The 15,208-nt window shown below is 71.6% G+C and carries 11 protein-coding genes; 6 read left to right on the forward strand and 5 right to left on the reverse strand.

The annotated features are described in order from the left end of the window. Positions 1 to 6: 6 nt before the first annotated feature. From IM778_RS17660 to IM778_RS00680, 3 genes are read right to left on the reverse strand one after another with little or no spacing between them, the layout of a single operon-like run. Complete coding sequence (locus tag IM778_RS17660; protein WP_337905416.1) at positions 7 to 810, reverse strand: heme ABC transporter ATP-binding protein; 804 nt, start codon at positions 808 to 810, stop codon at positions 7 to 9. Next, positions 807 to 1,880, reverse strand: a complete 1,074-nt coding sequence (locus IM778_RS17665; RefSeq protein ID WP_228484665.1) for a FecCD family ABC transporter permease — start codon at positions 1,878 to 1,880, stop codon at positions 807 to 809. Before IM778_RS17665 ends, IM778_RS17660 begins: the two co-directional genes overlap by 4 nt. Beyond that, a complete protein-coding gene (locus IM778_RS00680; RefSeq protein WP_194410195.1) occupies positions 1,877 to 3,058 on the reverse strand; it encodes a heme/hemin ABC transporter substrate-binding protein in 1,182 nt (393 codons plus the stop codon). Before IM778_RS00680 ends, IM778_RS17665 begins: the two co-directional genes overlap by 4 nt. Positions 3,059 to 3,202: 144 nt before the next feature. Between IM778_RS00680 and IM778_RS00685 the strand changes: the two genes are divergently transcribed. Together IM778_RS00685 and IM778_RS00690 are read left to right on the forward strand one after the other, a co-directional pair. Next, positions 3,203 to 6,346: an HtaA domain-containing protein gene (locus IM778_RS00685; RefSeq protein WP_194410196.1), complete on the forward strand. Its 3,144-nt coding sequence runs from the start codon at positions 3,203 to 3,205 to the stop codon at positions 6,344 to 6,346. An 87-nt stretch (positions 6,347 to 6,433) separates the two neighbouring features. Then, on the forward strand, positions 6,434 to 6,946 hold the full coding sequence (locus IM778_RS00690) for a hypothetical protein (RefSeq protein WP_228484666.1): 513 nt from the start codon (positions 6,434 to 6,436) through the stop codon (positions 6,944 to 6,946). Here the strand turns inward: IM778_RS00690 and IM778_RS00695 are convergent. After that, positions 6,832 to 7,443 (reverse strand): zinc-binding alcohol dehydrogenase, encoded by a 612-nt coding sequence (locus IM778_RS00695; RefSeq protein ID WP_194410197.1) that lies wholly within the window; start codon positions 7,441 to 7,443, stop codon positions 6,832 to 6,834. The two genes, IM778_RS00690 and IM778_RS00695, sit on opposite strands and share 115 nt — an antisense overlap. 54 nt (positions 7,444 to 7,497) lie before the next feature. Beyond that, entirely contained in the window at positions 7,498 to 9,921 is a 2,424-nt protein-coding gene (locus IM778_RS00700; protein ID WP_194410198.1) for a glycoside hydrolase family 95 protein, read from the reverse strand. A gap of 91 nt (positions 9,922 to 10,012) precedes the next feature. On the opposite strand from IM778_RS00700, the gene IM778_RS00705 reads away from it, so the two are divergent. From IM778_RS00705 to IM778_RS00720, 4 genes are all read left to right on the forward strand, one after another. After that, positions 10,013 to 11,272 (forward strand): ABC transporter substrate-binding protein, encoded by a 1,260-nt coding sequence (locus IM778_RS00705; protein WP_228484667.1) that lies wholly within the window; start codon positions 10,013 to 10,015, stop codon positions 11,270 to 11,272. A 76-nt stretch (positions 11,273 to 11,348) separates the two neighbouring features. Beyond that, positions 11,349 to 12,290, forward strand: a complete 942-nt coding sequence (locus IM778_RS00710; protein ID WP_194410200.1) for a carbohydrate ABC transporter permease — start codon at positions 11,349 to 11,351, stop codon at positions 12,288 to 12,290. Then, a complete protein-coding gene (locus tag IM778_RS00715) occupies positions 12,290 to 13,237 on the forward strand; it encodes a carbohydrate ABC transporter permease (RefSeq protein WP_194410201.1) in 948 nt (315 codons plus the stop codon). The genes IM778_RS00710 and IM778_RS00715 overlap by 1 nt, the downstream gene beginning before the upstream one ends. A 1-nt stretch (position 13,238) precedes the next feature. Continuing rightward, complete coding sequence (locus IM778_RS00720) at positions 13,239 to 15,173, forward strand: DUF8034 domain-containing protein (RefSeq protein WP_194410202.1); 1,935 nt, start codon at positions 13,239 to 13,241, stop codon at positions 15,171 to 15,173. Positions 15,174 to 15,208 lie beyond the last annotated feature (35 nt).

Below are 15,208 nucleotides of genomic sequence, written 5' to 3' on the forward strand. Positions count from 1 at the left end.
GCACCCTCACGAGCGCGGAGTCACCACGGGAACGCCGGTCGCCGGGTGAGGGAAGACGTCGACCGGCTGGCCGTACACCTCCTCGATCGCGGCGCCGGTGAGCACCGCCGCCGGCGCGCCTGACGCCACGACGCGCCCGTGCGCGAGCAGCGTGACGCGGTCGGCGACGCGGAGTGCGGCGTTGAGGTCGTGCAGCACGACCGCCACCGCGGCACCCTCGCGGGCGCGGGCCCGCGCGATACGCAGCACATCCTCCTGGTGCCGGAGGTCCAGAGCGGCCGTGGGCTCGTCGAGCAGAAGCACGTCGCAGGCCTGCGCGAGCACCCTCGCAAGGGCGGCGCGTGCCCGCTCGCCGCCCGACAGCGACGTCACGCCGCGATCGGCGAACGCGGTGAGATCGGTGAGCGCGAGGGCCTGGGTGACGGCCGCGTCGTCATCGTCCTCGGCCGGCGTCCGCGCCCACGGCGCGCGCCCCATCCGCACGACCTCCGCCACCGTGAACGGGAACGACACCGTGTTCTGCTGCAGCAGCACGGCGCGCAGGCGCGCGAGAGCGCGGGGCGGGATGCCGCGCAGTGCGGCGCCGTCCAGTTCCACGGTTCCGGCATCCGGCGTCGTGTCGCCGGCGAGCACGCCGAACAGCGTCGACTTGCCGGCGCCGTTCGGCCCGATCAGGGCGTGCAGCTCTCCGGCGTGGACCTGGATCGAGGCATCCGTCAGCACCGGCGCCGGCGAGCCCGCCGGGGTCACCGTCACGTTCCTCGCCTCCAGCCGCACGGCTCCGGCGGCCGTGCTCGCGACGACGCTCACGCCCAGCCCCCCGCTCGACGGCGCGTGCGCACCAGCAGCCACAGGAAGAACGGACCGCCCACGAGCGACGTGATCATGCCGATCGGCAGGTCGGCGAGCGGCACCGCGGTGCGGGCGACGAGGTCGGCGACGGCGATCAGCAGCGCGCCGCCGAGCGCGCTCGAGAGGACGAGCGGGAGGTGGGCCGGCCCGGCCGCCATGCGCATGAGGTGGGGGACGACGAGTCCGACGAAGCCGATGATGCCGGCGAACGACACCGCCGCGCACACGAGCAGCGCGACCATCACGATCACCGTGACCCGCAGCAGCTCGACCCGCATGCCCAGGTGGCGTGCGGTGCGCTCGCCGAGGGCGAAGAGGTCGAGCCGCCGTGCGACCAGGAGCGATGCCGCGACCCCGGCCGCGACCAGCGGCGCGACCAGCGCGATGTTCTGCCACAGTGCGCCGTTGAGGCTGCCCAGCTGCCAGAACACGATCTGCTCGCGGGTCGAGGTCGTGCCGATGAAGGTGAGGTACGCCAGGCCCGCCCCGGCGATCGCGTTGACGGCGATGCCGGTGAGCAGCAGCGTCACGACCTCGGTGCGTCCGCCCGACCGGCTGACGAGGTACACCGAGAACACCGCCACGAGGCCGCCGGCGAACGCGAAGCCCGGCGTCGTCCAGAGGCCGAACGCGGTGAGGCCGAAGGTCAGGCTCGCGGCGGCGCCGAGCGCGGCGCCGGACGAGACGCCCACCACGGCGGCATCGGCGAGCGGATTGCCGAAGATCGCCTGCATCAGCACGCCCGACACCGCGAGCGCCGCACCGACCAGCAGCCCCAGCACGATGCGGGGAAGGCGGATGTCGAGGATCACGCCTGCGGCGGTCGCGGCATCCGGAGCCCATGCCGTCGGAAGGCCGAGGGCCTCGAGCAGCACGCCGATGACGTCGGTCGGCGACAGCGCGTACTGCCCGAGTCCGAGCGAGACGACCACGGTCGCCGCGAGCGCGATGAGGAGCGCGACGACGACCACCGCGAACCGCGATCCGCGGTTCCCGGCGGGGACTGCGGTGACGACCTCGCTCGTCACGGCGCCGGGATGGCCGCGCGCGATGCGCCTGCCGCAGCCGACGCGTGGGGCGCCGGGGACGATTCCGGCGCGTAGACCGCACGGGCGAGCGCCCGTATGACCTCGGCCGTGCGCGGCCCGAAGCTCAGGACCTCGGCGTCGGCCATGTCGACCACGCGCCGATTCGCGCCCGCCGGGGTCTGCGCGAGCGCGGGGATGCGCTCGACGAGCCCGTCGACGCCGCCGACCGAGGCGAGTCCGTCGGTCATCATCACGAGCACATCGGGCTGCGCCGCGACGAGCGCCTCGGCGCTCATCGGCTTCATCCCCTCCCAGCCGATCTCGCTCGCGACATCGACGCCGCCGACGGCGCCGATGAGCGAATCGGCCCCCGAGTCGCGGCCGAAGATGTAGTACACGTTCGCGCTGCCGCGGACGTAGAGGAAGAGCATGCGCGGGCGGTCGGATGCCGCGGACGGCGCCACCTCGCCCGCCTCGGCGATCGCGGCTTCGATGTCGGCGCGGAGGCGCTCGGCGAGCAGGTCTCCGCGCCCGGGCACGCCGAGCGCCGCGGCGATCTCGTCGACCAGGTCGCTCGTGGTGTCGATGCGGCGCTCGCCCGAGACGACCACGACCGCGATCCCCGCGTCGCGCAGCTGCTGCCGCACCTCCTTGGGGCCGATCGTGGTGTCGGTGAGCATCACCGTCGGTGCGAGCTCGAGGATCGCCTCGGCGTTGAGTGTGTGCCCCGACCTGGTCACGACGGGAAGGTCGTCGGTGCCCTCGAACGAGGTGGACGAGTCGCGCCCCACGACGTTCTCGCCGAGGCCCAGGCCGAACACGGTCGCTGCGATCGTGCCCGAGATGTCGACGGGCAGGATGCGGCTGACATCGGTGACCTCGACGGCGCGGCCCTCGGCATCCGTCACCGTCACGGGCAGTTCCGGCGCGCTGTCGCCGCCGACGGGCGTGATCGCCCGCGACGCGAGGCACGCCGTCGAGGGTCCGGTGGCGGTGCGAGGGTCGTCGGCGAGGTCGAGCTCGGCGAGCGGGGTCGAGGCGTCGGCGCACGGCGCATCGACGGCGACGGATGCCTCGGCCGCCGCGCAGCCGGAGGCCGCGAGTGCGGCGCCCAGCGCGAGGGTGAGGGCCCCCAGCAGCCGGGCGAGACGGCGGCGGGGCGGTGGCGCGTGCAACATGGGTGGGCCCTATTCGGAGCTTGACGGAGGCTGTGAGGGTGCCGTACGTTCGTGTCGATATTAGGTCAGGCTTACCTAACTTTCCAATCCACCCGAACTGCACTGAAGCATCGGAACGCTTCGGCGTCCGGTGTCGGAGAACCCGTGAACACGCACCCGATCCTCGATCGCACGAGAGCGCTCCTCGCCGCGATCCTCGCCCTCGTCCTGGTCCTCGCGGGAGCAGTGACCGCCACCCCCGCCTTCGCGGCCGGCCCTGCGCTGTCGGCGCCGCATGCGCCGCGGGCCGGCGGCGCGGTCACGGTCACCGGCAGCGGCTTCTCGGGCACCTCGCCCGGCATCTACCTGGGCGTCGGGCCGGCGGGCCTCGCCGGCTTCTACCAGGGCTCGTCGCAGATCACCGACGTCGTGTGGATCGCGCCGGGCAACATCGACGAACCGTCGGATCAGGGTCGCACCGCGCCGATGACCGCGGACGGCGCGTTCACGGTGCAGGTGAGCGTGCCGGCACACTCCGACGGCGCGCAGTACGCGATCTACACCTCCAAAGCACACGGTCAGGGGTTCGCAGACCCGAGCCAGAACACCGTCACCGCGCTCGAGTGGGAGCCCGCCCCCGCCGTGGCGACCACGACGAGGCTGACCGTCGACCCGGCCGGCTCGGCCGTGGCGGGCGCCGACTTCGAGCTCGGCGCGGTGGTCGAACCCGCGGCATCCGGAGTCGTCGCGTACTTCGACGGCACCACGCTGCTCGGACAGGCGCCGGCCGGCGCGCCGCTCACGGCCCGTATCGCGACAGCGGGAATCGCGCAGCTCACGGCCGTCTTCACGCCGGCTGATCCGGCGGCGTTCGCCGGATCGACCTCCGCGACGGTCGCGTACGAGATCACCGCACCGCTGCCCGAGCCCGAGCCCGCCGCGCCGAAACTCACGGTCTCGCAGACCGCGGGCCTCGACCCCGACGGCCAGATCCTCACGATCACGGCCGAGGACTACGACGGCTCCGCCGCGTCGCGGTACACGCCGGGCAAGGCGGGCTTCTACATCCAGGTGGGCTGGCTGGCCCCGACATGGCGGCCTTCCGAGGGCGCCGCGTCGTCCGCCCGGACGAACGCGTTCAGCACCTGGGTCGCCGACGCCGTCAACACGTCCGCGCCGACGAAGTGGACCGAGAACGCCGACGGCACCGTCGACGCGACCTGGACGGTGGAAGTGAGCAAGGCGGCGCTCGACGCCAAGGAACTCCCCGAGGGCACGCTCGCCGTCTTCACGACCGGCGCCGGCGGAGTCGTGCAGGCCGCGGCCGAGCACGCCGTCCCCATCGCCTTCGCCGCGCCCGCGCCGACCCTCGACGTGGTCGTGACGGATGCCGCGGCATCCGCCGGCGCAACGCTCGAGGTCACGGGCACCGGCTTCGGCGATGCGACCGGCGCATACGCGGCGGTGATCGAGAAGGGCACCGAGTCCGCGGTCACCTCAGGAGGCGGATACGTCGTGTTCGCGTACTGGGCCGGCGCGATCGTCGACGGCGCGCTCGAGCGGACGCTCGTCGCCCCCACCGCGAAGCTCGACCGCACGAAGCAGTACGAGGTGATCGCATGGCGGATGCACACCACTCCGGTCGCCGGCACGATCTACGCGCGTGCCGACGTGCCGTTCACGTCCCACCACTGGAACACGCTCTTCCCGCAGACGGTGCCGAACGAGCCGAACCTGCCGAGCGCGCCGGCCCCGCCGCCGGCGCCCCAGGGGACAGGCTCGTTGAGGTGGGCGATCTCGACCAGCTTCTCGAACTACATCACGCAAGGCGCGGCGCACGGCAGCATCGCGGTGACCGACGGCGCGACGCGCGCGGGAGGCGTCTTCCAGTTCGGCCAGGCCGCGGGCAGCACCTACGACGCCACCGGCGGCACGGGTAACGTCGCGTACACCGGCGCGGTGCGCTTCACCGGGCACGGCGGCGCCCTCGACGTCACCATCGCCGACCCGGAGGTGCGGATCGCGTCATCCGGCTCGGCGACGCTCTTCGTCACGAGCGGTGGATCGCAGGTCGCCTTCGCGACGCTCGACCTCGCCGCCGCCGCGCGTATCGCGACGGGCGGGACCGTGACGTACTCGAAGGTGCCCGCTGCGCTCACCGCGGCGGGACGCACCCAGGTGTTCCAGGGCTTCACGACGCCGCTCGACCCGGTGACCTTCACCATCGGCGTCCCCGCGCCGGCGCCTGCGGGAGCGACCGGGACCGTGGCCTCGGCACCGCCCCAGGCGCCCGCGCGCACCATCCCGGCGACACCGCCCACGGCGACCGGCATCGAACTCGACGACGTGACGCTCGCCGCCCTCGAAGCCGGCGAGCCCGTCACCGTGAGGGCCTCCGGCTTCGCGCCGCACGAAGACGCGATCCAGGTCGTCGTGTACTCGTCACCCACCCTGCTCGGCGAGGTCAGCGCGGACGCCTCCGGCACCGCCACCTGGTCGGGGACGCTCCCGGCCACCCTCGCCGACGGCGAGCACACGCTGACCTTCCAGGGGTCGGTGGACCGCGGCATCCGGTTCACCCTCGCGCGCTCCACGGCTGCCGCAGGGTGCGTCGTCGACTCCGCGAGTCTGCGCTGGGGCTTCAAGGAGAGCTTCCGCACGTACCTCGAAGGCATCGCGGCCGGCGAGTGGGAGCTGACCGATGTCGCGTACGAGTACCCGGACTTCGCCTGGGGCGGCGGCCTCGGAACCGTGGACACCGCCACCCGCACCGGCCTCGTCGCCTACGGCGGCGGCATCCGCTTCACCGGCCACGGCGGCGCGCTCGACACGACCCTGTCGAACGCGCGCATCGAGCTCGCCCGCAACACCGGCTACGTCGTGGTCGACGTGACCGGCACGACGCAGTCCGGCGAGCCCGTGACCGCCGCCGGCGTGCGTTTCGCCGAGTTCGCGATGCCCGACCTCGAGGTGACCGACGACGGCCTCGTGCTCGACGCTCTGCCCGCGACCCTCACCGACGCGGGGGCGGCCGCGTTCGGCACGTACGCCGCGGGCGAATCCCTCGATCCGGTGTCGGCGGTGCTCCCGATCGCGACGGAGTGCGCTGTCGAACCGGCCGCGGGCGACGCCGAGGCGCCGGTCGCCGAAGCAGCGGAGACGGATGCCGCCACCGCAGAGCCGACGGCGCCGGTGTGGCCGTGGGCGATCGGCGGGATCGCCCTGGCTCTGGGGATCGGCGCCGTCGTGTGGATCGTGGCCTCACGCCGCCGTGCGACGGCCGGTGGCGGGGGTCCGGACGCCGACTGAGGCGTCGGCGGCGCCCGCCCCCCGGCTTCGGGGCGGGCGCCGCGCACCCGCGGTTCCGCATCTGCTCTCGAGTGCGACAATGGACCCATGCCCGAGCACAGCCAGGACCACATCGAGACGGCGCGCGTGCGGCGGGCGCCGAAGATCTCGGTGTTCCTCCTCGCAGGCGCCGCGCTCGGCGTGCTGGTGGCGATGATCCTCACGTTCGCGTTCAACGGCAGCGCCGAGGCCAGCCCCAACACCGGCGTCGAGTACTCGCAGGGTCAGGTGTTCGGGTTCCTCGTGCTCGTCTGCGCGCCGATCGGCATCGCGCTCGCGGGCGTCCTGGCCCTCATCCTCGACCGCCGCTCGCACCGCCGCACGCACGACATCGCGGTCGACCATGCCTCGGTGCACGTCGACCCCGAGCCCGGCGAACGGCCACGGCTCGGGCCACTGACCCCGGCATCCGTCGTCGCGCTCGTCGCTCCCGCGGGCGCCGGCCCTCAGGCCAGCTCGGCGATGATCGGATGGATCGCCGCGTCGAAGGCCACGACATCCCCCCGAAGTCCGTCGGTGACGGCGATGGTGAGCGAGCCGATCCACCAGACGCCGCGCTGAGTCAGCGGCAGCACCTGCACGTTCAGCTCGAACGAATGCGCGCGTCTGCCGACCTGCCGTTCGTATTCCGCGATCGCGCTCGCGTACGCGCGGTACGCCGTGCCGGTGCCGTGCGACGCGTCGCGGCGGTAGCGGGCGTTCGCGGACTGCGAGAACGCGAGGGCCTCGGCGGCGTGCGGGATCACCGCCGCCCGCAGCTCGTCGGCGCCCTCCGACGGCAGAGCGAGCAGCGTCTCGAAGCCGTCGACGAGATCGAGCGGAACCGGAGACGGGTGCGCCTGCGGCTCGACCGTCATCGCCCAGTACTCTCGCCACTGCCGCTCGAGCAGCGCCTGCGCCTCTTCGCCGCGGTCGTTCGCGCGCGGTGGGATGCCGCGCAGATGCGGCAGCTCTTCGGGTGAACGGATGCCGAGCACCTGGCGCAGATAGAGGGCAAGGAGCACCGGCTGACCGGCGTCTTCGCGGATCAGCCACTCCGGAGCGGCGGCGCTGCCCATGCCGCCATTCTAGGTCCGGAGGCCTGACCCGGTCTCGGAGTCCCGACCGCCGCCTCACGCGTCCTGCACGCGGTGCGCTTCGCGGGGCAGCGCCACCGTCACCGCGACCTCGCGGAGGTCGATCTCGCACTCGCCGTGAGGCGTCCTCACGCGATGGCGGCCCAGGGCGTCGGGTGAGAGAGCGCGAAAGCCGGCGCTTCGGACCTCCGGCGTGGCACCGGAGAAGCGCCATTCCAGGTCGACCTCGATGCCCGGGCGCGCGACGACGCCGCGGAGCCGCGCGTCGCCGAAGCTGCGGGGCACGGCCGGGAGGAGGTCGAGGAATCCGTCGTGCGACTGCACGACGCACTCGATGACCGCGGCGACCCATCCCAGGTTCCCGTCGATCTGAAATGGAGGATGGGCGCAGAGGAGGTTCGGGTAGAGCCCCCCGCCACTCCAGTGACCGCGCCCGCCGGTGACGGGACGGAACATCAGCCGTGCGAGTCGCTCCACCGCGTCCGGCTCCCGCAGCCGGGCGCGAAGCGCCATCTTCCACACGAGCGACCAGCCCGTCCCGTCGTCACCACGGCTGTCGAGCAGCCTGCGCGCCGGCTCGATGAGGTGCGCGGGGATCGGGCGACTGCCCGGGTAGAGGAACACGAGTGGTGAGAGATGTCGATGGTGCCGATCCGCCTGCGGGTGGTCGCCCCGCCACTCCGTGATGGCTCCGTCGGCGCCGATCGGGATGCCGGGAAGCTCCTCGAGCACCTGCCGCGCGGTCACGACGACGGGGTCGTCGGCCTCGCCCGCGACCTCGGCCGCCGCGCACAGGTCGCGCAGGTGATCGCCGATCAGCACGAGGTCCATGGTCGATGTCGACGCCACGGACGCGATGTCGCCGTCCGGTGCGACGAACTCGTTCTCGGGCGACGTCGACGGTGCCGTGCCCCACAGGCCGTCTTCCCCGCGCTGCAGCCAGCTCAGCGCGAACTCGGCCGAGGACCGCAGAAGCGGGAAGAGCTCGGTCAGCGTGCGGCGTCTCGCCCCGAATTCCGCCCGGTCCACGAGCTGTCGAACGAGCCAGAGGCCGCCCAGCGGCCAGAAGGCGCTCTTGGCGTCGTGGGTTCCCCCTCCGACCGACTGCGTGTAGCCCCACGCGTCGGTGTTGTGGTGGGCGACCCACCCCGGCGCTCCGTACACGCGAGCGGCGGTCTCGCGACCCTTCTCGGCCAGATGCGCGATCAGGTCGGCGTACGGGCGGCCGGTCTCGGCCAGGTTGGCGACGTCGACGGGCCAGTAGTTCATCTGGAGGTTGATGTTCGTCGTGTAGTTGGAGCTCCACGGCGGGCGTGTCTCGGCGTTCCAGATCCCCTGCAGCGTCGCCGGGAGCGAGCCGCGTGACGAGCTGATCAGCAGGTACCTGCCGTAGTTGAAGAGCAGTGCACTCAGCGCCGGGTCCCGCTCCGGATGGATGCCGTCCTCCTCGGCGATCGACGTCAGTCGTCGCGCGGTGTCGTCGTCTCCGGGCGCGTCGGCGGACTCCATCGACGCGCGATCGTAGAGCGCCGCGTGGTCGCGGAGGTGGCGTTCCCTCACGGAGCCGATGCCCGTGGCGAGCGCTTCGCGCACGCGACGGCGCGCATCCTCCCCTGCGCTGAGCGCGTCCCCTGCGGGCATCCGCCCCAGCCCGGTGAACGTCGTGGCGGTCGCGAGCACGACGACGACGTCGCGGGTCCGTTCCACGGCGAGCCGGCCGCCGGCATGGGTCGGGTGCCCTCCGTCGGCGGCGACACCGACGACCGCCGCACCCCTGAGTGCCGCCGCGGGGTCGTCGGAGTACACCACGGGATCGGCGGCGGCCTCGTGCGGCGGCGCGACGTCGCGGGGCAGGAGCACGTGCACGCTCGACTCCGCGGCGCCGTCGACGAGCACCTCTCTTCCGAGTTCGCGCAGCGGAGTGGCGAGGTCGATCGAGACGTCCACATGCGTCGATGCGGTGACGCGGTGGACGAGCACGCCGTGCGCGGCACTCACCCAGGTCTCGTGGGCGATGTGGACCTCCCCCACCCGACCGCTCGCCGTGTGCGTGGCGGTGCGAAGATCCAGCCGGCGGCGGTACCCCGTCGCGGAGGTGCCGTCGTGGGTGGTCACGCGCACGACGAGATCGACGAACGGCTGGTACGCCTGGCTGTGCCGGTGCTGGAGGCGCTTCACGGCGGTCTCGGCATCCGTGTACCGCCCCTCTGCCACCGCACGGCGGGACTCGTCGAGCGTGCGACGCGCCTCGCCGGCGCTGATCCGCGGCTCGTCGTACTCCGACGCCGGGCTTCCCGACCACGCCGTCTCGTCGTTGATCTGCAGGCGGGCAGCCGTGAGGTCTCCGAAGCACATCGCCCCCAGGCTGCCGTTGCCCAGGGGCAGGGCTTCGTTCCACTCCGAAGCGGGGGAGTCGTAGCGGAGTTCGTGGACGGATGCCGCGCTCAGCGGATCGGACATGGAGCTCCTTCGATCGGTCGACAAACGATTATCGATTAGTGTATGTTGAACCTGGCTCGCCCGATGCCGTGCACTCACGAGAGGATCGATGATGATCAACAGACGCCTACCCGCGGTCGCAGTCCTGTCTGCCGCCGCCCTCGCCTTCACCGGCTGCGCCGCAAGCGGAGCCTCGGGTGAAAGCGGGGACGACATCCAGCTCCGCATGCTGGTCAATGTCACCCCCAACCTCACCGAGGAATGGTGGAACGAACTCGTAAAGCCGTTCGAAGAAGCGAACCCGGGCGTCGACGTCGTCATCCAGAACCCCGGCGCCGAAGGCGTGGCCGCTGCCGTCCCGCGCCTGCTCGCCTCCGGCGACGTGCCCGACGTCGTGCAGAGCATCCCGCCGTCGCCCGAGCTCGCGCCCGAGCTCGTCGACCTGTCCGGGTACGAGTGGGCGGTCGAGGGGCCGCTCGCCGACCAGTACTCGATCGACGGCAAGCAGTACATGGCCGGCATCGGGGTGCAGCTGCAGAGCCTCATGTTCTACAACAAGACGGCGTTCGAGGAGGCGGGCATCGAGTCGGTTCCCACGACGCTCGACGAGCTGGACGACGCGCTGGCGAAGCTGAAGGACGCGGGGTGGCTTCCGATCCAGACCGGTGGCGACTGGATGTCGAGCCACGCGCTGCAGGCCGTCGGCCTTCCCACGGTCATCGCCGAGTACCCCGACTGGTTCGCCGAGATGAGCTCCGGTGAGCTGACCTTCAGCGAGACCTATGGCGACGCCGTCGAGCGGTACGCGGACTGGGTCGCGGCAGGTTACATCCCGCAGGATGCGCTCGGGGTGAAGTACCCCGACGCCGAACAGAACTTCCTCGCCGGCGGCGCCGCCATCTACCCGATGGGGAGCTGGTTCGCCGGAACGGAGGCGAAGACCCCTGACGCCGCTGAGATCGGCGTCTTCCGCGCACCGGCGGCCGAGGGAGTCGACAATCCGGCGATGGGCGCCAACATCGCGAGCCCGTACGTCATCATGAAGGCCTCGAAGCACCAGGATGCCGCGGCCGACCTGCTGGAGTACCTCACGACCGATGACGCCGCCGTCCAGAACCAGCTCGAGGTGGACGGCAACTTCCGGGACGGCTACGAGTACGAGATGACCGAGCTGGGCCAGGAGCTCCTTGCGATCGTCGCGGCGACCCCCGCGAGCGACTACACCCCGACGGGTGAGGGCTACGGTGAGCGCAAGCTGCCCACCGGCTACTCGACGGAGATCAACGCGCAGACGCAGGCGCTCATCGGCGGCGCTTCCGCGGCCGAGGTGCTCCAGGCCATGGACGAGTGGTTCACAGCCAACATCCGCTGATCCGAACGACCACCCGGCCGGGAGCGGCGCCACCGAGCGCCGCACCCGGCCGGACCGACCCGACGGAGGTCCACCCATGACGGCTGACACCGCGACCCACGTGCGCGGCACCCCGCCGGAGAGCGGCCGCCGACGCTCGCTGCGGGTGTGGCGCGACCGGCTTCCCGGCCTGATCATGGGCGGCCCGGCACTGCTGGTGTTCACGGCGATGTTCATCGTGCCGATGATCCTCGCGTTCGTGCTCAGCTTCACCGACTGGAACGGGTACTCGCTCGACCTCGACTTCGTCGGGCTCGAGAACTACCAGTACGCGTTCCGCAATCCCCGCACGGTCGACGCCGCCGTCTTCACCGCCGTCATCGCGGTCGTCGGCACCGCTCTCTGCAACAGCCTCGGGCTGCTCGTCGCGGTGCTGATCGCCCGCCCGGGTCGCGCCAACACGGCGATGCGCACGATCTTCTTCTACCCGTACATCATCAGCTCGCTCATCATCGGGTTCCTGTGGTCCGCGATGCTCGCGCCCACCGGCGTCGTCAACGGCTTCCTGAACCAGTTCGGAGTCGCGGCGCTGCCCTTCCTGACCGACGCCGGCTGGGCGAAGGCGGCAGTGATCGGCACCATCGTGTGGTCGAGCTTCGGCTTCAACATGATCCTCTACATCGCCGGGATCAAATCCGTGCCCGTCGAGTACTACGAGGCCGCCACGGTGGACGGCGCGTCGCGCTGGCAACAGTTCCGCAACGTCACGCTGCCGCTCATCGCGCCCGTGGTGACGGTGAACCTCGTGCTCACCCTGGTCGGGCTGCTCAAGGTCTACGACATCGTCCTGGCGCTGACCGACGGCGGACCCGCGGGGTCGACCCAGACCATCGTCTATCAGGTGCTCAAGGGATCGTTCTCGACGGCTCAGCTGGGCCTCGGCGCCGCGCAGTCCGTGATCCTGCTGATCGTCACCGCCGTGCTGGGGCTCGGCGTCACGCTCGCCCGGAGGGGCTCGGAGAAGAAGGTGACCGACTGATGACGACCACGACCGCGCAAGCCACTCCCGCTCCTGCCGCCGAGATGCTCCTCGCAGAGATGCCGGCCACGAGATCGAGCCGCCGGCGACGGCAGCGCCCCCGCCCGTCCCGCGTCACGGCGATGGGCGCCGTCGCCAAATGGACCCTGCTCGGGGCCGGCGCCCTCATCATGCTCGTGCCGCTGTACATCATGCTGATCAGCGCGTTCAAGCCGCAGGAAGCCATCATCCGGCAGCCTCTCGCGATCACTCCCGAGATGTTCACCCTCGAGTACCTCGCGGATGCCGTCACCAGCGAGAAGTTCAACGTCATCGGCGCGTACGGCATCACCCTCCTGTTCGTCGCGCTCGTCAACGTCTTCGGCATCGCGCTGTCGGCACCCGTCGCCTACGTCATCGCGCGCGGTCGGTCGAAGTGGCACATCGGCCTGCTGCTGGTGTTCGTGTCGGGCCTGTTCATCCCGGGGCAGGTCACGCTGATCCCCGTGGTCTTCGTGCTCCGGCTCCTCGGCCTCATCAACACCATCCCGGGATTCATCCTGTTCGAGACGGCGGCGACGCTTCCCGTGACGATCTTCCTGTTCGCGGCGTATCTGCGCACGGTGCCGCGAGACATCGACGAGGCCGCCGCGCTGGACGGCGCCGGCCGCGTGCGGGCGTTCTGGTCGTGCATCTTCCCGATCATGAAGCCGGTGGTCGCGACGATCGTCGTGCTCAACTCGATCAGCGTCTGGAACGACTTCGTCAGTCCGCAGATCATCCTCGGACCGAGCTCCGGGATCTACACCGTGACGACCGGCGTCTACGCCGCCGTGGGCGAGTTCCAGACCAGCTACACGACGGTGTTCCCCACGCTGCTGCTGGCGGTGGCGCCCGCGATCATCTTCTTCATCGTGATGCAGCGACACATCATCGGCGGCCTCGTCGCCGGAGCGACGAAGGGCTGACATGAATCCGCGCATCCACACCACACCGCTTCGGGACTTCCCGGCCTGGGCCGTGCTCGAACGGCGGCTCTTCGACGAGATCGAGTCGGCGTGGCGCCGGTTCTCGGAGCTCTACGCCGAGGAGGACGGCCGGCTCCGGTTCCACGGCGAGTTCGACTCCCGAGACGGCGTCGACGACTTCTACGAGGCGTTCTTCAACTGGCCCGCGTTCTATGCGCTCGGCGGAAGCGACGAGATCCTCGCAGCGTCCAAGCGGCACTGGGAGGGGATCACGGCGCAGCTGTCCGAGGCGGGCATGCTCACCGATGAGTACGAGAACGGCTACGACTGGTTCCACCAGGGCGAATCGCTGCTCTTCTTCTACGGGCTGTGCGCCGCCGACCCCGCCGACGAGCGGTTCGCGGAGCGGGCGCGGCGGTTCGCCGAGCTGTACACCGACCCCGCCCACCGCAACTACGACGCGCATCGCAACATCATCGCCGCGCCGCACACCGGCGCCCGTGGGCCGCTGGTCGGGCTCGGCGACCAATGGCAGGCATACTCGGCCGCCCAGCACGAGATGCGAGCGTACGGGCTCCCGCTGCACCACCTGCCCGGCATCGAGGCGTGGGACGACCTGGCCGACGCGGCGAACGCCGACGCGATGGGCCAGGCGATGCAGGCCCTCGCCGTGGGAGACGTGCCGGTGAATCTCGCGGCGACGAGCCTGGTCGTGAACCGCTGGCTCTACGACGGCGACGAGCGGTCCGCTGACTGGGTCGCACGCTACGTCGACGGCTGGCGCGAACGCGCGTCCGCGAACGGCGGCCTCGTTCCCGACAACGTCGCCCCGGACGGTCGCCCCGGCGGGCTTCACGACGGGCGGTGGTACGGCGGCCATTACGGCTGGGCGTGGCCGCACGGTCTGCACTCGGTCGGCATGGGCACGCTGATCGGTGGGATCAACGCGTCGCTGGTGACCGGCGACGACGCGCCGCTCGACATGATCCGCGCGGTGCTCGACACGGCGCTCGACAACGCCGTCACCGCGCCCCTGAGCAGGACGTTCAGTCTGAGCGGCGGCTGGCGCGCGCGTCTGGGGAGTGCGGCGGCTGAGCCGATGACCCTCGTCCCGTACCGCTACGGCCGTGACGGCTGGTTCGACTTCGGGCCGCTGCAGCTGGATCTGCCCACATGGCTCTGGTGGTGGACGCGGGATTCCTCCGACCGCGATCGCCTCGACCGCGTGCGCGCCGGTCATCCGGCGACCCCCGAACCGGTCATGCCCTTCCGCGACAAGACCGAGGCGGGGCACGAGGCGCCGTGGCTCGAGTACCTCGCCGGTGCGCTCCCCGGCTACCCCGAGCGCGCGCTGTCGATGGCGCTCGGTCAGGTGGCGCGGCGCGTCGCGATCATGGAGTCGGAGCATCCCGACCTCGCCACCGTCCATCTGCACTTCTGGCAGCGTGTCAACCCGGTCGTCACCGAAGTGCTGAGCCAGCTGATCACGGGAACCCCGCAGGTGCTCTACAACGGCGGCCTGCCGTTCTCGGCGGTGTCGTATCGCGACGCCGATCGCGACCGGCCGGGGCTTCCCGCCGATGTCGCGGCGCTCGTGACCGCCCTCGAGGACGACCGCATCGACCTCGAACTCGTCAACCTGTCGATGACGCGACGTCGGCGCGTCCTCGTCAGCGCGTCGCGGTTCGGTGAACGACGCCTCACCGGCATCCAGACGGCGGGCGAACGCGGCGGCATCCACCCCGGCCCGTCGACCGCGTACGCCGACACCCCGGGAACGCCGTTCGGCGAGTCCGTCGGTGCCGCCGACGACGGAGCCGTGCTGGTCGACCTCGAGCCGTCGCACCGCGCGCGACTGACACTCCGGACGACGGCGGCGACGGCGCGCCCCGCGCATCGCCCCGCCGTCGGCGCCTACGACGGAGCCTTCCGATGACCGTCGATCTCACCCCGACACCCTCCCCTGCCGAA

The sequence above is a fragment of the Microbacterium cremeum genome (assembly GCF_015277855.1).
Taxonomy (GTDB): Bacteria; Actinomycetota; Actinomycetes; order Actinomycetales; family Microbacteriaceae; genus Microbacterium; species Microbacterium cremeum.